General features: G+C 58.8%; 16 protein-coding genes. 4 read left to right on the top strand and 12 right to left on the bottom strand.

Annotated features, from left to right (window positions below; genetic code table 11):
* Positions 1-79: 79 nt before the first annotated feature.
* The 7 genes from ACA052_RS18790 to ACA052_RS18760 form a co-directional block, all read right to left on the bottom strand.
* On the bottom strand, positions 80-505 hold the full coding sequence (locus tag ACA052_RS18790) for a GNAT family N-acetyltransferase (protein ID WP_497646230.1): 426 nt from the start codon (positions 503-505) through the stop codon (positions 80-82).
* Entirely contained in the window at positions 498-1667 is a 1170-nt protein-coding gene (locus tag ACA052_RS18785; protein WP_497646229.1) for a ribosomal protein uL16 3-hydroxylase, read from the bottom strand. The genes ACA052_RS18790 and ACA052_RS18785 overlap by 8 nt, the downstream gene beginning before the upstream one ends.
* 86 nt (positions 1668-1753) lie before the next feature.
* Complete coding sequence (gene purB / locus ACA052_RS18780) at positions 1754-3124, bottom strand: adenylosuccinate lyase (RefSeq protein WP_497646228.1); 1371 nt, start codon at positions 3122-3124, stop codon at positions 1754-1756.
* A gap of 126 nt (positions 3125-3250) precedes the next feature.
* Complete coding sequence (gene hflD, locus ACA052_RS18775; RefSeq protein ID WP_497646227.1) at positions 3251-3874, bottom strand: high frequency lysogenization protein HflD; 624 nt, start codon at positions 3872-3874, stop codon at positions 3251-3253.
* Positions 3871-5004: a tRNA 2-thiouridine(34) synthase MnmA gene (gene mnmA, locus ACA052_RS18770; RefSeq protein WP_497646226.1), complete on the bottom strand. Its 1134-nt coding sequence runs from the start codon at positions 5002-5004 to the stop codon at positions 3871-3873. The genes hflD and mnmA overlap by 4 nt, the downstream gene beginning before the upstream one ends.
* A 59-nt stretch (positions 5005-5063) precedes the next feature.
* Positions 5064-5510, bottom strand: a complete 447-nt coding sequence (locus tag ACA052_RS18765; protein ID WP_497646225.1) for an NUDIX hydrolase — start codon at positions 5508-5510, stop codon at positions 5064-5066.
* A gap of 215 nt (positions 5511-5725) precedes the next feature.
* Positions 5726-7951: an NADP-dependent isocitrate dehydrogenase gene (locus tag ACA052_RS18760; protein ID WP_497646224.1), complete on the bottom strand. Its 2226-nt coding sequence runs from the start codon at positions 7949-7951 to the stop codon at positions 5726-5728.
* A 493-nt stretch (positions 7952-8444) separates the two neighbouring features.
* Here ACA052_RS18760 and icd point away from each other — a divergent pair, with 493 nt between their 5' ends.
* On the top strand, positions 8445-9701 hold the full coding sequence (icd, locus tag ACA052_RS18755) for an NADP-dependent isocitrate dehydrogenase (RefSeq protein WP_008146904.1): 1257 nt from the start codon (positions 8445-8447) through the stop codon (positions 9699-9701).
* Between the two features lie 62 nt (positions 9702-9763).
* Here the strand turns inward: icd and ACA052_RS18750 are convergent, their stop codons facing one another.
* On the bottom strand, positions 9764-10045 hold the full coding sequence (locus tag ACA052_RS18750; RefSeq protein ID WP_497646223.1) for a cold shock domain-containing protein: 282 nt from the start codon (positions 10043-10045) through the stop codon (positions 9764-9766).
* Positions 10046-10270: 225 nt separating this feature from the next.
* On the opposite strand from ACA052_RS18750, the gene clpS reads away from it, so the two are divergent.
* Positions 10271-10654: an ATP-dependent Clp protease adapter ClpS gene (clpS, locus tag ACA052_RS18745; RefSeq protein ID WP_034146919.1), complete on the top strand. Its 384-nt coding sequence runs from the start codon at positions 10271-10273 to the stop codon at positions 10652-10654.
* A 30-nt stretch (positions 10655-10684) separates the two neighbouring features.
* On the top strand, positions 10685-12955 hold the full coding sequence (gene clpA / locus ACA052_RS18740) for an ATP-dependent Clp protease ATP-binding subunit ClpA (protein WP_007946437.1): 2271 nt from the start codon (positions 10685-10687) through the stop codon (positions 12953-12955).
* A gap of 321 nt (positions 12956-13276) precedes the next feature.
* Here clpA and infA read toward each other — a convergent pair whose 3' ends face one another.
* The 4 genes from infA to trxB all read right to left on the bottom strand — a co-directional run bounded on the left by infA (position 13277) and on the right by trxB (position 16075).
* Positions 13277-13495 carry a translation initiation factor IF-1 gene (gene infA / locus ACA052_RS18735; protein WP_002553999.1) on the bottom strand — a complete coding sequence of 73 codons (219 nt, stop codon included), beginning with the start codon at positions 13493-13495 and terminating at the stop codon, positions 13277-13279.
* 111 nt (positions 13496-13606) lie between these two features.
* Positions 13607-14314, bottom strand: coding sequence for an arginyltransferase (locus tag ACA052_RS18730; RefSeq protein ID WP_497646222.1), 708 nt, complete (start codon positions 14312-14314; stop codon positions 13607-13609).
* 56 nt (positions 14315-14370) lie between these two features.
* Complete coding sequence (gene aat / locus ACA052_RS18725) at positions 14371-15051, bottom strand: leucyl/phenylalanyl-tRNA--protein transferase (RefSeq protein ID WP_497646221.1); 681 nt, start codon at positions 15049-15051, stop codon at positions 14371-14373.
* Positions 15052-15115: 64 nt separating this feature from the next.
* A complete protein-coding gene (gene trxB, locus ACA052_RS18720) occupies positions 15116-16075 on the bottom strand; it encodes a thioredoxin-disulfide reductase (RefSeq protein ID WP_497646220.1) in 960 nt (319 codons plus the stop codon).
* A 296-nt stretch (positions 16076-16371) separates the two neighbouring features.
* Here trxB and ACA052_RS18715 point away from each other — a divergent pair, with 296 nt between their 5' ends.
* Positions 16372-18780: a DNA translocase FtsK gene (locus tag ACA052_RS18715; protein WP_497646219.1), complete on the top strand. Its 2409-nt coding sequence runs from the start codon at positions 16372-16374 to the stop codon at positions 18778-18780.
* Positions 18781-18810 lie beyond the last annotated feature (30 nt).

Genomic DNA, 18810 nt, shown 5'->3' with positions numbered 1-18810 from the left:
GCATCCGAAGATGGCGGGGCGTTTTGAGGTGTTCTTCAGCGCCATTGTGGCGAGGGGGCAAGCCCCCTCGCCATAGGGTTTAAGCGGAGTGGCGTACCATGTCCACGTGCGGAATCCCGGCTTCCAGGAACTCCTCACTGACCATGCTGAAGCCCAGGCGCTCATAGAACGCCGTGGCTTGAACCTGAGCACTCAGCATCTGCTGCTTCAGCCCGCGCTTCTCGGCTTCCCCGATCACCGCTTGCATCAGCGCATCGCCGACTTTCAAGCCGCGCCAGTCCTTGAGCACCGAGACCCGGCCGACATGCCCATCGGGCAGCAGGCGGGCGGTGCCAATCGGGAAGTCGCCTTCGAAGGCCAGAAAATGCACCGCTGTCGCGTCATCGGCATCCCATTCCAGCTCGGGTGGAACGGATTGCTCGGCGATGAACACCGTCTCACGAATGCGCCGGATCTCGGCGTTGTCCTTTTGCCAGTCTGCGACACGTACGTGAATTTTATTCATCAGCAAACCCCAGGCTTCCTTGCTTGATCAGTTCACACAGCAGGCCGCGACCGTCTTCGTCGCTCAGCCAGTCGCCAAGATTGTCGACGTGCAGCGCATCGGCGGCGCAAATCATTTTCAGCAGCTCGCGCAGCTTGCCCGGCAGGTAGCGGCTCTGGCCGCTGGCGAACATCAGCAGGTCGTCATCGACTTCGGACCAGGCCATGCGTGCGCTCGGGTTACGAATCAGCACCGCACCTTGCTCGAGGCTGGCGAGCAGGTCGTCTTCTTCGATTTCTTCCGGGCCCACCACCAGTTCCGGGTAGCGCGGCTCGGTCATGAACTGGCCGAACCAGGTCAGCAGCAGGCGCTCATCGCTCATGTGCTCGGCCAGCAAGCCTTTCAAGCGATCAAGGGCGTCGTGCTGGATCTGGTGCGGGTCGACGGATGGCAGCGCGTCGGCGTCGGTGTAGCGCTCTTCGTCCGGCAGGAACTGGCTGAGGAAGTCGGTGAAGTGGGTCAGCACTTCAGCGGCGCTCGGCGCGCGGAAACCTACGGAGTAGGTCAGGCAATCGTCAACGGCTACGCCGCAGTGGGCCAGGCGCGGCGGCAGGTAGAGCATGTCGCCCGGTTCCAGGACCCACTCATCGGTGGCTTCGAAATCAGCCAGGATGCGCAAGTCTGCGTGTGGCAGCAGCGGGCTCTCGGAATCGCACATCTGGCCGATTTTCCAGTTGCGCTTGCCATGGCCCTGCAGCAGGAACACGTCGTAGTTATCGAAATGCGGGCCCACGCTGCCACCCGGAGCGGCGAAGCTGATCATCACGTCGTCGATGCGCCAGCTCGGCAGGAAGCGGAAGTGCTCCAGCAACTCGCTGACTTCCGGCACGAATTGGTCAACGGCTTGAACCAGCAGGGTCCACTCGCGTTCCGGCAATTTGCTGAATTCGTCTTCGGCGAACGGGCCACGACGCAATTCCCAAGGGCGCTCGCCGTGCTCGAGAATCAGGCGCGATTCGACTTCTTCTTCCAGCGCCAGGCCGGCCAGTTCGTCGGCGTCGATCGGGCTTTCGAAATCAGGAATCGCCTGGCGGATCAGCAGCGGTTTTTTCTGCCAGTAGTCGCGCAGGAATTCGCGTGCCGTGATGCCGCCCAGAAGTTGAAGAGGAATGTCAGGATTCATGTGTAACCTATTGAAAAAAAGCACTTTTCAGACGGGAATAAAAACGCCCGGCGCTGCCGGGCGTCTCAAACGGGTAAAACGGTCGATCAGATGCGCTTGGCTTGCTCTACAGCGTTACCGATGTAGTTCGCCGGGGTGAGCAATTTCAGCTCGGCCTTGGCGGCGGCTGGCATGTCCAGGCCATCGATGAAAGTCTGCAGCGCTTCAGGGCTGATGCCCTTGCCGCGGGTCAATTCTTTCAGCTTTTCGTAAGGGTTTTCGATGTTGTAGCGACGCATCACGGTCTGGATCGGCTCGGCCAGGACTTCCCAGCACGCGTCCAGGTCGGCAGCGATTTTCTGAGCGTTCAGCTCAAGCTTGCTGATGCCCTTGAGGCTGGCTTCGTACGCGATCACGCTGTGGGCGAAGCCGACACCGAGGTTGCGCAGCACGGTGGAGTCGGTCAGGTCACGCTGCCAGCGGGAGATCGGCAGCTTGCTCGCCAGATGCTGGAATAGTGCGTTGGCGATACCCAGGTTGCCTTCGGAGTTTTCGAAGTCGATCGGGTTGACCTTGTGCGGCATGGTCGACGAGCCGATTTCGCCAGCGATGGTGCGCTGCTTGAAATAACCCAGGGAGATGTAGCCCCAGATGTCGCGGTCAAAGTCGATCAGGATGGTGTTGAAGCGGGCGATCGCGTCGAACAGCTCGGCAATGTAGTCGTGCGGCTCGATCTGCGTGGTGTAAGGGTTGAAGCCCAGGCCCAGCTCGTCTTCGATGAAGGCGCGAGCGTTCTCTTCCCAATCGATCTCAGGGTAGGCCGACAGGTGAGCATTGTAGTTGCCGACAGCGCCGTTGATCTTGCCCAGCAGCGGAACGGCAGCGACCTGAGCGATTTGACGCTCCAGGCGGTAAACCACGTTCGCCAGCTCTTTGCCCAGGGTGGTTGGCGAAGCCGGTTGACCGTGGGTGCGCGACAGCATCGGCACGTCGGCGAAACGGATCGCCAGTTCGCGGATGGCTTCGGCAGTCTGGCGCATCAATGGCAGCATCACCTCATCACGGCCTTCGCGCAGCATCAGGGCGTGGGACAGGTTGTTGATGTCCTCGCTGGTGCAGGCAAAGTGGATGAATTCGCTGACGGCGGCCAGTTCCGGAAGCTTGGCCGCTTGCTCTTTGAGCAGGTACTCGATGGCTTTGACGTCGTGGTTGGTGGTGCGCTCGATCTCTTTGACACGCTCGGCGTGCTCCAGAGCGAAGTTTTCCGCCAGGGTGTTCAGCACTGCGTTGGCTTCGGCGGAGAATGCCGGCACTTCGCTGATGCCAGGGTGAGCGGCCAGGCGCTGGAGCCAGCGCACTTCAACCAGAACGCGAGCACGGATCAAACCGTATTCGCTGAAAATTGGGCGCAGGGCCTGGGTTTTGCCGGCGTAGCGGCCGTCAACAGGGGAAACCGCAGTGAGCGAAGAAAGCTGCATGGGGTGTTCTCGGACAGTCGGGCAACGAAATGGGGCGCGTATCATACATGAAAAAATCCGACGGTCCGTTGCCAACTGACCGGCGTACTACGCGTTACAGATTAAAAAACGTGTTGCGGGCGCGGTTCAGCTGCTGCGCATCAGCGGGTAAAGCTCTTTGAGTAATTTGCGCCGGCTGACCACCAACTGCCAGCGATGACCGCCCAGCTGTCGCCACAAGCGCGCCGAACGAATCCCTGCGAGCAGCAAGGCGCGGATCTTCGAGGCGTTGCTCGGTTGTTGCAGGTTGCGCATGTCGCCGTGAACCTGGATCCGTTGGCGCAGGGTGCTCAGGGTGTCCTGATACAGCGCACCGCAGGCAGCGATCACGTTCTCGTGCGCCGGGCCGAAGTGTTCGACCTGGGACTGAATCTGCGGCAGGCGCTTGCCGATCACGTCCAGCATGTCACCGCGTTTGGCCAATTGGCGCTCCAGGCCCAACATCGCCAAGGCATAACGCAGCGGCTCACGCTGAAGGGCGCTCGGGTCGCGTTCCAGGGCGCCAATCAAGGCGCGATAGCCCTCGCGCAGATTGATGTCGTCGCCGCCGTAGACTTCCAGCGTGTCCTTGGGGTCGCGAATCAACAGGCTGCCGAGCATGCAGGTCAAGCCGGCTTCGGCGGTCTGGCCGGTCTTGGCAATCTTGTCGACGAGGACGGCGGCGAGAAACACACCGCCCAGCGCCGTCAGTTGCTCCTGGGTCGGGCTCATTGTTGCTGGCCTTTGCTGGTCCACGGTTCGGCAATTTCGATCACGCCGCCGCCGAGGCAGATTTCGCCGTCGTAGAACACCACGGATTGTCCCGGGGTGACTGCGCGCTGCGGATCGTCGAAGGTTGCGCGGTAGCCGGTGGCGGTCTTCTCGAGTGTGCAGGGTTGATCGCTCTGGCGGTAACGGACTTTGGCCGTCAGCTTGCGCGGCTCGCTCAGGTCGATCGGGTTGACCCAATAGATGTCCGAGGCGAGCAGGGCGCGGGAGAACAGATACGGGTGATCATTGCCTTGGCCAACGATCAGCTCGTTGTGCTCCAGGTCCTTGATCAGCACGTACCACGGCTCGTCACTGGCGTCTTTCAAGCCGCCAATGCCCAGGCCCTGGCGCTGGCCGATGGTGTGGTACATCAGGCCGTGGTGGCGGCCGATGACTTCACCTTCGGTGGTCTTGATTTCGCCCGGCTGCGCCGGCAGGTACTGCTTGAGGAAGTCGCTGAAGCGGCGTTCGCCGATGAAGCAAATCCCGGTGGAGTCCTTTTTCTTTGCAGTCGCCAGTTCGTGTTTCTCGGCAATCGCGCGGACTTCGGGTTTTTCCAGCTCGCCGACCGGGAACAGGGTCTTGGCGATCTGTTCGCCGCCGACGGCGTGCAGGAAGTAGCTCTGGTCCTTGTTCGGGTCCAGGCCCTTGAGCAGTTCGGTGCGGCCATCAATGTCACGGCGACGCACGTAGTGGCCGGTGGCGATCAGGTCGGCGCCGAGCACCATGGCGTAGTCGAGGAATGCCTTGAACTTGATTTCGCGGTTGCAGAGGATGTCCGGATTCGGCGTGCGGCCGGCCTTGTATTCGGCCAGGAAATGCTCAAACACGTTGTCCCAGTACTCAGCGGCGAAGTTGGCGGTGTGCAGCTTGATGCCAATCTTGTCGCACACGGCCTGGGCGTCCGCCAGGTCATCCATGGCGGTGCAGTATTCCGTTCCATCGTCTTCTTCCCAGTTCTTCATGAACAGGCCTTCCACCTCATAACCTTGCTCGATCAGCAGGAGAGCGGAAACGGAAGAGTCCACGCCGCCGGACATGCCGACAATGACGCGCTTCTTTTGTGTGTCAGAAGGGGCTGGATCACGCATAGGGATTCAATGAGTGTCTTGAAAAAGGACGCGATTCTAGCAGGCCGAAGCCCACAAGGCTAAAGAGAAGGGCGGATCAGTTCGAGACCGAAGTGAAAGCCTTCCAGGTAATCATCGATGCAACGGATGATCAGCTCACTGCGCCAGTTTGCGCGCTGGGCGAGCAGTTCGTCACGCGTCAGCCATTTTGCGCCGACAATTCCGTCGTCGAGCTGATAGTCGGGGTGGTGCTTGAGCGGTTTTGCGCTGAAACAGACCCGCTGATAGGTCACACCGTTGCTCGGGGCAGTGTAAAGGTAAATCCCCACCACGCCGGTCGGCTCGACGTCCCAGCCGGTCTCCTCGAGTGTTTCGCGCACGGCGGCGTCGATCAGGGTTTCGTCCGGGTCGAGATGGCCGGCGGGCTGGTTGAGTACCGCTCGTCCGCCCTTGAGTTCTTCGACCATGAGGAAGCGGCCATTGTCTTCGACGATGGTGGCGACGGTGATGTGGGGTAGCCAATCCATAGGACTTCCTCGGTTGCAGATGTTGCGAAACGCTAATGTGGGAGCGGGCTTGCTCGCGAAAGCGGTGGGGCAGTCAACATTGAAGTCGGATGATAAACCGCTTTCGCGAGCAAGCCCGCTCCCACATTTAATCCGGTTTCGACAGACGGAGTAGTGTGAAAGCCACAAACAAAAACCCCGGCACGAGGCCGGGGCTTCTTTGCATCGTTACAACCTTAAACCAACGCAGCGATCGCGGTGTTGAAAGTGTTGCTTGGACGCATGGCCTTGCTGATCAGTTCGGCATTGGCGCTGTAGTAACCGCCGATGTCGACTGGCTTGCCCTGAACGGCGTTGAGCTCGGCAACGATGGTTGCTTCGTTCTCGGTCAGGGTCTTGGCCAGTTCGCCGAACTGCGCTTGCAGTGCAGCGTCTTCAGTCTGGGCGGCCAGGGCTTGAGCCCAGTACAGCGCCAGGTAGAAGTGGCTGCCGCGGTTGTCGATGTTGCCGACGTTGCGCGATGGCGACTTGTTGTTGTCCAGGAACTGGCCGGTGGCCTGATCCAGGGTCTTGGCCAGAACCAGCGCCTTAGGGTTGTTGTACGTCACACCCAGGTGCTCAAGGGAGGCGGCCAGGGCCAGGAACTCGCCCAGGGAGTCCCAACGCAGGAAGTTTTCTTCCAGCAGTTGCTGCACGTGCTTCGGTGCCGAACCGCCAGCGCCGGTTTCGAACAGGCCGCCGCCATTCATCAGCGGCACGATCGACAGCATCTTGGCGCTGGTGCCCAGTTCCATGATCGGGAACAGGTCAGTCAGGTAGTCGCGCAGTACGTTGCCGGTCACCGAAATGGTGTCGAGGCCTTCGCGGGTGCGGCCCAGGGTGAACGCCATCGCGTCGACTGGCGACATGATGCGGATGTCCAGGCCGGAAGTGCCGTGATCCTTCAGGTAAGCCTGAACTTTCTCGATCACTACGCCGTCGTGAGCGCGCATCGGGTCCAGCCAGAAGATTGCCGGAGTGCTGCTTGCGCGAGCGCGATTGACGGCCAGTTTGACCCAGTCCTGGATCGGCGCGTCTTTGGTCTGGCACATGCGGAAGATGTCGCCAGCTTCAACCGACTGTTCCAGCAACAGGCCGCCTTTGCTGTCAGTAACGCGGACAACGCCGTTGGTCTTGATCTGGAAAGTCTTGTCGTGCGAGCCGTACTCTTCGGCTTTTTTCGCCATCAGGCCAACGTTTGGCACGCTGCCCATGGTGGTTGGATCGAAAGCGCCGTTCACCTTGCAGTCTTCGATCACCGCTTGGTAGATGGTGGCGTAGCAGCGATCCGGGATCACCGCCTTGGTGTCGTGCAGCTGACCGTCGGTGCCCCACATCTTGCCGGAGTCACGGATCATCGCCGGCATCGAGGCGTCGACGATCACGTCGCTTGGCACGTGCAGGTTGGTGATGCCTTTGTCGGAGTTGACCATGGCCAACGACGGACGAGCGGCGTAGACCGCCTGGATGTCCGCTTCGATCTGCGCTTGTTGCTCAGCGGGCAAGGCCTTGATGCGAGCGTACAGGTCACCGATGCCGTTGTTCAGGTTGAAGCCGATTTGCGCCAGCACGTCTGCGTGCTTGGCCAGGGCGTCTTTATAGAACTCGGCAACGATCTGGCCGAACATGATCGGGTCGGAGACCTTCATCATGGTGGCTTTGAGGTGAACCGACAGCAGCACGCCCTTGGCTTTGGCGTCTTCGATCTCGGCAGCGATGAAGCTGCGCAGAGCGTTTTTGCTCATGACCGCGCAATCGAGGATCTCACCGGCTTGCACGGTGGTTTTTTCTTTCAGGACGGTGGTGGTGCCGTCTTGAGCGATCAGTTCGATTTTGACGGCGTCAGCGGCGTCGATCAGGGCAGCTTTTTCGCTGCCGTAGAAATCACCGGTGCTCATGTGCGCGACGTGCGACTTGGAGTCCGCAGCCCATGCACCCATTTTGTGCGGATGCTTGCGTGCGTAGTTCTTGACCGACAGCGGGGCGCGACGATCGGAGTTGCCTTCGCGCAGAACCGGGTTCACGGCGCTGCCCTTGATCTTGTCGTAACGCGACTTGGCGAGCTTGTCGGCGTCGCTGGTCACGGTTTCCGGGTAGTCCGGCAGTGCGAAACCTTGGGCTTGCAGCTCTTTGATCGCGGCTTGCAATTGCGGAACCGAGGCGCTGATGTTCGGCAACTTGATGATGTTGGCTTCAGGCGTAACGGCCAGGTCGCCCAGTTCGGCAAGGTGGTCGGCTACGGCTTTGTCGCCCAATTGCTCGGGGAAGCTGGCCAGGATGCGCCCTGCAAGAGAGATATCGCGGGTTTCCACGGCGATATCAGCCGAGGCGGTGAAGGCCTCTACGATAGGCAACAGTGAATAGGTGGCGAGGGCGGGAGCTTCGTCGGTGAAGGTATAGATGATCTTCGAGCGGGTGGGCATATTCGGATTAACTCTCTCTTCTATGCTAAAGCGTGCGCAGAAACTCGAGGGCGCCGGGTAAGCGCGTTCGTTCAAAGTCATCCATGAGCCGAATGTCGAGATTTGTGCGCGATGATGTTGGGTGCATCAGTCGAGCGGCAAGCGGGTGGACTGCGATAACAATCCTGCTTTTTCGGGTCCGAAGTCTCGTCGTAGAGAGGTCGGCCGTAGTGACTCTGTGGTCAGCGGGCGGCATTATACATAGGTAGCTGGCAATCTGCCGATGGTTCATACGCAACGAATATCGTCCATTGGTCTAAAGGTCGCAGGGGCGGGTGGGGCGTAGAGTCTTGCACCGTGCTTGAGTTTGGCGCTTTTCCCTTTGCTTTCAGGCTTGTACGCCGCGAACTGTGCAGCTTTGCGGCAGATGGATGGAACATAGGGTTTGCGTGCCGATTTAACTGGGGTACGCTCGAACGAAGCCAGATGTTCAATCCAAACAATGGAGTTCAGCATGGGATACAAGAAGATTCAGGTTCCAGCAGTCGGCGACAAAATCACCGTCAACGCGGACCATTCTCTCAATGTTCCTAACAACCCGATCATCCCCTTCATCGAAGGCGATGGTATTGGCGTTGATATCAGCCCGGTCATGATCAAGGTTGTCGATGCTGCTGTTAAGAAGGCTTACGGCGGCGAACGCAAAATTTCCTGGATGGAAGTCTACGCCGGAGAGAAAGCGACTCAGGTTTACGATCAGGATACCTGGCTGCCCCAGGAAACCCTGGACGCAGTCAAGGATTACGTGGTTTCCATCAAGGGCCCGTTGACCACACCGGTTGGTGGCGGCATCCGTTCCCTGAACGTTGCCCTGCGTCAACAGCTCGACCTTTATGTGTGCCTGCGCCCGGTGCGCTGGTTCGAAGGTGTGCCTAGCCCGGTCAAGAAACCAGGCGACGTCGACATGACGATCTTCCGTGAGAACTCGGAAGACATCTATGCCGGTATCGAATGGAAAGCCGGTTCGCCGGAAGCCACCAAGGTCATCAAGTTCCTTAAAGACGAAATGGGCGTTACCAAGATCCGTTTCGACGAAAACTGCGGTATCGGCATCAAGCCGGTTTCCCTGCAGGGCACCAAGCGTCTGGCGCGTAAAGCGCTGCAGTATGTGGTTGATAACGACCGCGACTCGCTGACCATCGTGCACAAAGGCAACATCATGAAGTTCACCGAAGGTGCCTTCAAGGAATGGGCCTACGAAGTGGCCGCTGAAGAGTTCGGCGCGACCCTGCTCGACGGCGGTCCGTGGATGCAGTTCAAAAACCCGAAAACCGGCAAGAACGTCATCGTCAAGGACGCCATCGCCGACGCCATGCTCCAGCAGATCCTGTTGCGCCCGGCAGAGTACGATGTGATCGCGACCCTGAACCTGAACGGCGACTACCTCTCCGACGCCCTGGCGGCGGAAGTGGGCGGTATCGGTATCGCGCCAGGTGCCAACCTGTCCGACACCATCGCCATGTTCGAAGCGACCCACGGAACCGCGCCGAAATACGCCGGCAAGGACCAGGTCAACCCGGGCTCGCTGATCCTGTCCGCAGAAATGATGCTGCGCCACATGGGCTGGACCGAAGCGGCCGACCTGATCATCAAGGGCACCAACGGCGCGATTTCCGCGAAGACCGTGACCTATGACTTCGAACGTTTGATGGAAGGCGCGAAACTGCTGTCTTCTTCAGCGTTCGGCGACGCGCTGATCTCACATATGTAAGCAAGTCGGCACAAAAAAACCGCCTTCGGGCGGTTTTTTTTTTGACTGGATGATCGGTTGCGTCAACTCGATACCTTTTCGTGGTGAGTGGAAGGCGTGGCCGGTTCATTCACGACATCCGCAGACGTGATTTTCACCGCGTGCAGGCCTTTGGGTCCCTGGACGATCTCGAAGTTTACGGCTTGTCCGGCCTTGAGGGTCTTGTATCCTTCCATTTCGATGGCCGAATAGTGGGCAAAGAAGTCGATCTCTTTGCCATCCTCGTCGCGTCCTTCCCTGGCTTCGGTGTTAATGAAGCCGAACCCCTTCGCATTGTTGAACCACTTCACCTTGCCGACTGCCATGCTCATATCCCTCTGCAACAGACTCCATCACTGGAGTATCATCCAGTACATCCGCAGTCGAATCTTAGAAATAAGATTGACTCCGCGGACCTTTTTTACCCACTGTGGGCTCTATTGGTTGTAACACCGTTTTGCCGATAGTCAAGTTGACCAGGCGCTCGGAGTTGAAAACGTTCATAACCGTCCCCACTACTGTATTCGCACAACTGACGAACCTTTCTTTCCATGCATGCAATCAGCCAGATTCGACTAACATTCAATCAGGATCGCCCGACTCTCCAGAAGGACCACCCGGAGGAACACGACGACGATTCCGCAGGCATTGCTGTTCAGGAGGCGAAGCCTGCTTTACAGGCACCGCCGATGTACAAGGTGGTTTTGTTTAATGATGACTACACACCGATGGATTTCGTCGTCGAAGTGCTCGAGGTGTTTTTTAACCTGAATCGCGAGCTGGCGACCAAGGTCATGCTGGCCGTCCACACAGAAGGACGGGCAGTATGTGGAGTGTTTACCCGCGACATCGCCGAGACCAAGGCCATGCAGGTCAACCAGTACGCCAGGGAAAGCCAGCATCCGCTACTCTGTGAAATCGAGAAGGACGGTTAATCGCCGGACACTTGGGTATGAGGTGAAGCTATGTTAAACCGCGAGCTCGAAGTCACCCTCAATCTTGCCTTCAAGGAGGCTCGTTCGAAACGTCATGAGTTCATGACCGTCGAACACCTCCTGCTGGCCCTATTGGACAATGAGGCTGCCGCCACCGTTTTGCGTGCCTGCGGCGCAAACCTCGACAAACTCAAGCATGACCTGCAGGAGTTCATCGACTCCACCACGCCGTTGATCCCTGTCCATGACGAGGATCGCGAGACCCAACCAACCCTGGGCTTCCAGCGTGTTCTGCAGCGTGCTGTTTTCCACGTACAGAGCTCGGGTAAACGCGAAGTGACTGGCGCCAATGTGCTGGTTGCGATCTTCAGTGAGCAAGAGAGTCAGGCAGTGTTCCTGCTGAAACAGCAGAGCGTTGCGCGCATTGATGTCGTCAACTACATCGCTCATGGCATTTCCAAAGTGCCCGGGCATGGCGATCACTCTGAAGGTGAGCAAGATATGCAGGACGACGAGGGCGGTGAGTCTTCTTCTTCAGGCAATCCTCTGGATGCTTATGCCAGCAACCTCAACGAACTCGCACGCCAGGGTCGAATCGATCCATTGGTAGGCCGTGAGCTCGAAGTCGAGCGTGTCGCGCAGATCCTGGCGCGTCGTCGCAAAAACAATCCGCTGCTGGTGGGCGAGGCAGGCGTGGGTAAAACCGCGATCGCCGAAGGCCTGGCCAAACGCATTGTCGACAACCAGGTGCCGGATCTGCTGGCCAACAGCGTGGTGTATTCCCTCGATCTGGGTGCCTTGCTGGCCGGGACCAAATACCGCGGCGATTTTGAGAAGCGCTTCAAGGCGTTGCTCAATGAGCTGAAAAAACGTCCGCAGGCGATCCTGTTCATCGACGAAATCCACACCATCATCGGTGCGGGTGCCGCGTCAGGTGGCGTCATGGATGCCTCGAACCTGCTGAAACCGTTGCTGTCGTCCGGCGATATCCGCTGCATCGGCTCGACCACGTTCCAGGAATTCCGCGGGATCTTCGAGAAGGACCGAGCCTTGGCCCGGCGCTTCCAGAAGGTCGACGTGTCGGAGCCTTCGGTGGAAGACACCATCGGCATCCTGCGCGGCCTGAAAGGTCGTTTCGAAGCGCACCACAACATCGAATACAGCGATGAAGCGTTGCGTGCCGCTGCCGAACTGGCATCGCGTTATATCAATGACCGGCACATGCCGGACAAGGCCATCGACGTGATCGACGAGGCGGGTGCCTACCAGCGCCTGCAACCGATCGAGAAGCGCGTAAAACGCATCGAAGTGCCTCAAGTCGAGGACATCGTCGCGAAAATCGCGCGGATTCCGCCTAAGCACGTCACCAGTTCCGACAAAGAACTGCTGCGTAATCTTGAGCGTGACCTGAAGCTGACGGTGTTTGGTCAGGATGCGGCGATCGACTCGCTGTCGACCGCGATCAAACTGTCCCGTGCCGGCCTCAAGTCGCCTGACAAGCCTGTCGGTTCGTTCCTGTTCGCAGGGCCTACCGGTGTCGGTAAAACCGAAGCGGCGCGGCAGTTGGCCAAGGCGTTGGGCATCGAACTGGTCCGTTTCGACATGTCCGAGTACATGGAGCGCCACACCGTATCGCGTCTGATCGGTGCACCTCCAGGTTATGTCGGGTTCGATCAGGGCGGTCTGCTGACCGAAGCCATCACCAAGCAGCCTCACTGCGTGCTGTTGCTCGATGAGATCGAGAAGGCGCATCCGGAAGTCTTCAACTTGCTGTTGCAGGTGATGGACCACGGTACGTTGACCGATAACAACGGGCGCAAGGCGGACTTCCGTAACGTGATCGTCATCATGACGACCAACGCCGGTGCCGAAACCGCAGCGCGTGCGTCGATCGGTTTCACCCATCAGGACCACTCGTCCGATGCGATGGAAGTGATCAAGAAGAGCTTCACGCCGGAATTCCGTAACCGTCTGGACACCATTATCCAGTTTGGTCGACTCAGTCATGAGGTCATCAAAAGCGTGGTGGACAAGTTCCTTACCGAGCTTCAGGCGCAGTTGGAAGACAAGCGTGTGCAGCTGGAAGTGACAGACGCTGCGCGCAGTTGGCTGGCGGCGGGAGGTTACGACTCGGCAATGGGTGCTCGGCCGATGGCGCGTTTGATCCAGGACAAGATCAAGCGTCCGCTGGCGGAAGAGATTCTCTTTGGCGAGCTGGCCGACCATGGTGGGGTGGTGCACATCGATCTCAAGGACGGCGAGCTGACCTTCGAGTTCGAGACCACGGCTGAAATGGCCTGACGTTAACCGCAACAAAACATAAAGGCGCCGAAAGGCGCCTTTTTGCTGCCCAAAATCCCTGTAGGAGCTGCCGAAGGCTGCGATCTTTTGATCCTAAAAATCAAAAGATCGCAGCCTTCGGCAGCTCCTACAGGGATATTCGTCAAATCGCAGACAAACAAAAACGCCCGGCAAAAGCCGGGCGTCTTGTATTGACTTGATTAGCGAGCGGGCCCTATCAGTGTAGGAGCGAGCTTGCTCGCGATGGTCGTCAACGATGAAGCGGGGAATCTGACTTGACGCGGTGCTCTCAGGTTTTTCGCGAGCAAGCTCGCTCCTACCTTAGCGAGCGCGGTAAGTGATGCGCCCTTTGCTCAAGTCATAGGGCGTCAGCTCGACGCGCACTTTGTCACCGGTAAGAATACGGATGTAGTTCTTGCGCATCTTGCCGGAGATATGCGCGGTTACGACGTGCCCATTTTCCAACTCCACACGAAACATGGTGTTGGGCAGGGTGTCGACGACAGTGCCTTCCATTTCGAAGCTGTCTTCTTTCGACATGCAGTAAAGCCCTCGGTGTCCAATGAATGGCCCGGTGCAACTGCGCCAGGCAAAAGCGGCGTGCATTGTGCCCGAAAAATGGGGTTTACGCCAAGGGGTTTAGGGCCTGCTCTAGTTCAGGATGACCCAGCGCTGATTAATCAGCAGTTCGATAGGGCGATATTGCGTCTTGTAGCTCATCTTTTTGCAGTTTTTGATCCAGTAGCCCAGATAGACCGCTTCCAGTCTCAGCCGCCGGGCCTCGGTGATTTGCCAGAGGATCGCGTAACGCCCCAGGCTGCGGCGTTCTTCGGCGGGCTCGTAGAAGGTGTAGACCGCCGACAGGCCGTTCGGCAGCAGGTCCGTGACGGCGACTGCGAGCAAGCGGCCGTCGAGGCGGAATTCGTAGAACCGTGAAAATGGCAGATCTCGGACCAGGAACGTCGAAAACTGATCGCGACTGGGCGGGTACATGTCGCCATCGGCATGGCGCTGTTCGATATAGCGCTGATAGAGGTCGAAATATTCTTCGCTGAATTGCGGTTTGGCCGGGCGCACCTGCAAATCGACGTTGCGCTTGAAAATGCGTTTCTGCTGACGGTTGGGCTCAAACTGCGCCACAGGGATCCGCGCCGGTACGCACGCATTGCAATTCTGGCAATGAGGCCGGTAGAGATGATCGCCACTGCGACGAAAACCCATTTCGGACAGGTCTGCGTAGACATGCACATCCATGGGCTGGCTAGGGTCGAGAAACAGCGTAGTGGCCTGTTCCTCGGGCAGATAGCTGCAAGAGTGGGGCTGAGTGGCATAAAACTTCAAACGCGCCAACTCGGTCATGATCAACCCTCGGGATAAGCTTTGAATTAAGTGTAAGCCACTCGCGCAAAAGTCGCTCAGCAAACCCAGGTGGCGCTGTTGCGTTGGTCCAGATGCTGGGCAAGGTAGCCGGCAAACGCGCTGCGCGGAATCGCTCGGGCGCCGAGACTGTGCAGGTGGTCGGTCGGCATCTGGCAGTCGATCAGCACAAAACCCGAGTCTTTCAGATGCCGGACCAGTGTGGCAAAGCCAAACTTCGAGGCGTTGTCGGCGCGACTGAACATGGATTCACCGAAAAACAACTGGCCCATCGCCAAGCCATAGAGCCCGCCCACCAGTTCCCCGTCGTCCCAGACTTCCACCGAATGCGCGTAGCCGCGCGTGTGCAGGTCGAGATAGGCGTTTTGCATCGCTTCGGTGATCCAGGTGCCATCGGCGTAATCCCGTGGCGCGGCGCACGCTTGAATGACAGCGGTAAAATCCCGATCGAAGGTCACTTGATAGCGCTGTTGGCGCAGCAGCTTGTTCAGGCTGCGCGACACATGCAGTTCGTCGGGAAACAGCACCGTGCGTGGATCCGGCGACCACCAGAGAATCGGCTGGCCTTCCGAGAACCATGGAAAGCAGCCGTGGCGATACGCCTGGATCAAGCGATCGGCGGACAGATCGCCGCCCGCCGCCAACAGCCCGTTGGGGTCGCGCATGGCTTTTTCCAGGGGCGGGAAGGTCAGGGTGTTGCGTTGTAACCAAGTCAGCATGGTATCCGGGCTTACAGAAGGGGAGGGCAGTGGCGGGCTGATCGGCCCGCCGTGAAGTGTGCCGTCAAACGGTCGGAATGTCGTCGAGGTATTTTTCGGCGTCGAGGGCGGCCATGCAACCGGCGCCGGCCGACGTGACGGCCTGGCGGTAAACGTGATCGGCCACATCACCCGCCGCGAACACGCCTGGGATAGCGGTGGAAGTGGCGTCACCTTCGCTGCCGCCCTTGATCAATAGATAGCCGTTACGCATGTCCAGTTGGCCTTCGAACAGATCGGTATTGGGCTTGTGGCCGATGGCGATGAACACTCCGGTCAGCGGCAATTCACTGGTTTGTCCTGTATGGCTGTCCCGCAGGCGTGCGCCGGTGACGCCGCTGGCATCACCCAGTACTTCGTCGAGATTCTGGTTCCAGTGCAGGCGAATATTGCCGTTGGCGGCTTTTTCAAAGAGTTTGTCCTGAAGAATCTTCTCCGAGCGCAACTTGTCGCGGCGGTGGATCAGATGAACTTCCTTGGCAATGTTCGACAGATACAGGGCCTCTTCAACGGCGGTATTGCCGCCGCCAATAACCGCGACCACTTGATTGCGGTAGAAGAAACCATCGCACGTTGCGCAGGCAGAAACGCCTTTGCCGGCAAAGGTTTCTTCCGACGGCAACCCCAGGTATTGCGCCGAGGCGCCGGTGGCAATGATCAGCGCATCACACGTGTAAGTGCCGCTGTCGCCGGTAAGTTCGAACGGGCGTTGTTGCAACTTGGCAGTATGGATGTGGTCGTAGACGATCTCTGTGTCAAAACGCTCGGCGTGTTTTTGCATGCGTTCCATCAGCACAGGTCCGGTGAGGCCTTCGACGTCACCAGGCCAATTGTCGACTTCGACGGTGGTGGTGAGCTGGCCACCTGCCTGTATGCCGGTGATGACAACGGGTTTGAGGTTGGCGCGGGCGGCATAAACGGCTGCGCTGTAACCGGCAGGGCCGGAACCCAGAATGATCAAGCGTGAATGCTTCGCTTCGCTCATAAAAACACCTCATAAGCCTTTGTCACAAAAGAGAATGCATGCTCAAATTGAACCGCGCGTAATGCGCAATTGGCTATGCTGCAACCAAGAGTCTCAAGCATGGCATCGGACGAACAAACCCGTACAATGCCTGCTTGTTACGTAATATTCAGTGTGCGCCGTGTTTATAAAAACCGGGGCGCAGTGTTAAAAGTAGTCCCAGTTACGCCTGTTAACTTTTTTACCTGCCTGGATTGGGCAGTTTTTTATAGTCATTCAACAGATGGACGCGCCATAGGCGCAGGAAAAGTAGCGTTTTGAAGAAATCCACCGCAGCACCCAAAACAGTCGTCGTTCCGCTCTGGCGCCAACACTTGCACTACCGGCTCAAGGAAGGTGCATTGATCGCCATCGGCGGGTTGTGCCTGTTCCTGATGATGGCCTTGTTGACCTACGGCAAGGACGATCCGGGCTGGAGCCATAACAGCAAGATCGACGATGTGCAGAACTTCGGTGGGCCGGTCGGCTCCTACAGCGCCGACATCCTGTTCATGGTGCTGGGTTACTTCGCCTACATATTTCCGCTGTTGCTGGCGATCAAGGCGTATCAGATCTTCCGTCAACGCCACGAGCAGTGGCAGTGGAGCGGGTGGCTGTTTTCCTGGCGCCTGATCGGCCTGGTGTTCCTGGTGCTGTCGGGCGCAGCCCTGGCGCACATCCACTTCCACGCGGCGACCGGTCTGCCGGCCGGTGCTGGCGGCGCGTTGGGCGAAAGCCTGGGTGACCTGGCCAAGAATGCCCTGAATATCCAGGGCAGCACGCTGCTGTTCATCGCGCTGTTCCTGTTCGGCCTGACGGTGTTCACCGACCTGTCGTGGTTCAAGGTGATGGACGTCACCGGCAAGATCACCCTCGACCTGTTCGAATTGTTCCAGGGCGCGGCCAATCGCTGGTGGGCGGCCCGTGTCGAACGCAAGCACCTCGTTGCACAGTTGCGTGAAGTCGACGACCGCGTGCATGACGTGGTCGCGCCGACCGTTACCGACAAGCGCGAACAAGCCAAGGTCAAGGAACGTTTGATCGAGCGTGAACAAGCGCTGAGCAAACACATGCTGGAGCGCGAGAAGCAGGTGCCGCCAGTGATTGCGCCTGCGCCGCCCAAACCCGCCGCTCCGAGCAAACGCGTCGAAAAAGAGAAACAGGCGCCACTGTTCGTCGACAGCGCCGTCGAAGGCACCTTGCCGCCGATCTCGATTCTCGACCCGGCCGAAAAGAAACAACTCAACTATTCCCCGGAGTCGCTGGCAGCCGTCGGCCACTTGCTGGAAATCAAGCTCAAGGAATTCGGCGTCGAAGTCTCTGTGGACTCGATTCACCCGGGCCCGGTGATTACCCGTTACGAAATCCAGCCAGCGGCGGGCGTCAAGGTCAGCCGCATTTCCAACCTGGCGAAAGACCTGGCGCGTTCCCTGGCCGTGACCAGCGTGCGCGTGGTGGAAGTAATCCCAGGCAAGACCACCGTTGGTATCGAGATCCCGAACGAAGACCGCCAGATCGTGCGCTTCTCCGAAGTGCTGTCGACGCCTGAGTACGACAACTTCAAATCCCCGGTCACGCTCGCCCTCGGTCACGACATCGGCGGCAAACCGGTCATCACCGACCTGGCAAAAATGCCGCACTTGCTGGTGGCCGGTACGACCGGTTCCGGTAAGTCGGTGGGTGTGAACGCGATGATCCTGTCGATCCTGTTCAAGTCCGGCCCGGAAGATGCCAAGCTGATCATGATCGACCCGAAAATGCTTGAGCTGTCGATCTACGAGGGCATTCCGCACTTGCTCTGCCCGGTCGTGACCGACATGAAAGACGCAGCCAACGCCCTGCGCTGGAGCGTGGCGGAGATGGAGCGTCGCTACAAACTGATGGCGAAGATGGGGGTACGAAACCTGTCCGGCTTCAACGCCAAGGTCAAGGAAGCCCAGGACGCCGGCACGCCGCTGACCGATCCGTTGTATAAGCGCGAAAGCATTCACGACGAAGCGCCGCTGCTGACCAAGCTGCCGACCATCGTCGTGGTCGTCGACGAATTCGCCGACATGATGATGATCGTCGGCAAGAAAGTTGAAGAACTGATCGCCCGTATCGCCCAGAAGGCCCGTGCTGCGGGCATCCACTTGATCCTCGCGACCCAGCGTCCGTCGGTCGACGTGATCACCGGTCTGATCAAGGCCAACATTCCGACGCGCATGGCGTTCCAGGTGTCGAGCAAGATCGATTCGCGGACCATCATCGACCAGGGCGGCGCCGAACAATTGCTGGGCCACGGTGACATGCTCTACATGCCACCGGGCACCAGTCTGCCAATTCGTGTCCACGGTGCTTTCGTCTCCGATGACGAAGTTCACCGAGTGGTCGAGGCCTGGAAGCTGCGCGGTGCGCCGGAATACAACGACGAGATCCTCGCCGGTGTCGAAGAGGCGGGCAGTGGCTTTGAAAATGGCGGTGGCGGCGGTGATGACGATGCTGAAACCGATGCCCTGTACGACGAAGCGGTGCAGTTCGTCCTGGAAAGCCGTCGCGCCTCCATTTCTGCGGTTCAGCGCAAGCTGAAAATCGGCTACAACCGCGCTGCGCGCATGATCGAATCCATGGAAATGGCCGGGGTCGTGACGTCCATGAATACCAACGGTTCGCGTGAAGTCCTGGCGCCTGGCCCGGTACGCGACTGATTTGAATTGAAAAAGGGTGGCGCCGATGCG

The sequence above is a fragment of the Pseudomonas sp. LBUM1644 genome, assembly GCF_059716195.1.
The sequence above is the reverse complement of the archived record's forward strand: the minus strand, read 5'-3'. Positions and strand labels throughout refer to the sequence as shown.

Bases quoted from the DNA above. Each gene is read 5' to 3' on its own strand.
- hflD (WP_497646227.1), bottom strand. From the start codon at position 3,874: ATGAGCCCGACCCAGGAGCAACTGACGGCGCTGGGCGGTGTGTTTCTC.
- trxB (WP_497646220.1), bottom strand. From the start codon at position 16,075: ATGAGCGAAGCGAAGCATTCACGCTTGATCATTCTGGGTTCCGGCCCT.
- ACA052_RS18760 (WP_497646224.1), bottom strand. From the start codon at position 7,951: ATGCCCACCCGCTCGAAGATCATCTATACCTTCACCGACGAAGCTCCC.
- ACA052_RS18765 (WP_497646225.1), bottom strand. From the start codon at position 5,510: ATGGATTGGCTACCCCACATCACCGTCGCCACCATCGTCGAAGACAAT.
- clpA (WP_007946437.1), top strand. From the start codon at position 10,685: ATGTTAAACCGCGAGCTCGAAGTCACCCTCAATCTTGCCTTCAAGGAG.
- ACA052_RS18750 (WP_497646223.1), bottom strand. From the start codon at position 10,045: ATGGCAGTCGGCAAGGTGAAGTGGTTCAACAATGCGAAGGGGTTCGGC.
- aat (WP_497646221.1), bottom strand. From the start codon at position 15,051: ATGCTGACTTGGTTACAACGCAACACCCTGACCTTCCCGCCCCTGGAA.
- ACA052_RS18785 (WP_497646229.1), bottom strand. From the start codon at position 1,667: ATGAATCCTGACATTCCTCTTCAACTTCTGGGCGGCATCACGGCACGC.
- mnmA (WP_497646226.1), bottom strand. From the start codon at position 5,004: ATGCGTGATCCAGCCCCTTCTGACACACAAAAGAAGCGCGTCATTGTC.
- icd (WP_008146904.1), top strand. From the start codon at position 8,445: ATGGGATACAAGAAGATTCAGGTTCCAGCAGTCGGCGACAAAATCACC.
- infA (WP_002553999.1), bottom strand. From the start codon at position 13,495: ATGTCGAAAGAAGACAGCTTCGAAATGGAAGGCACTGTCGTCGACACC.
- clpS (WP_034146919.1), top strand. From the start codon at position 10,271: ATGCATGCAATCAGCCAGATTCGACTAACATTCAATCAGGATCGCCCG.
- ACA052_RS18730 (WP_497646222.1), bottom strand. From the start codon at position 14,314: ATGACCGAGTTGGCGCGTTTGAAGTTTTATGCCACTCAGCCCCACTCT.
- ACA052_RS18790 (WP_497646230.1), bottom strand. From the start codon at position 505: ATGAATAAAATTCACGTACGTGTCGCAGACTGGCAAAAGGACAACGCC.
- purB (WP_497646228.1), bottom strand. From the start codon at position 3,124: ATGCAGCTTTCTTCGCTCACTGCGGTTTCCCCTGTTGACGGCCGCTAC.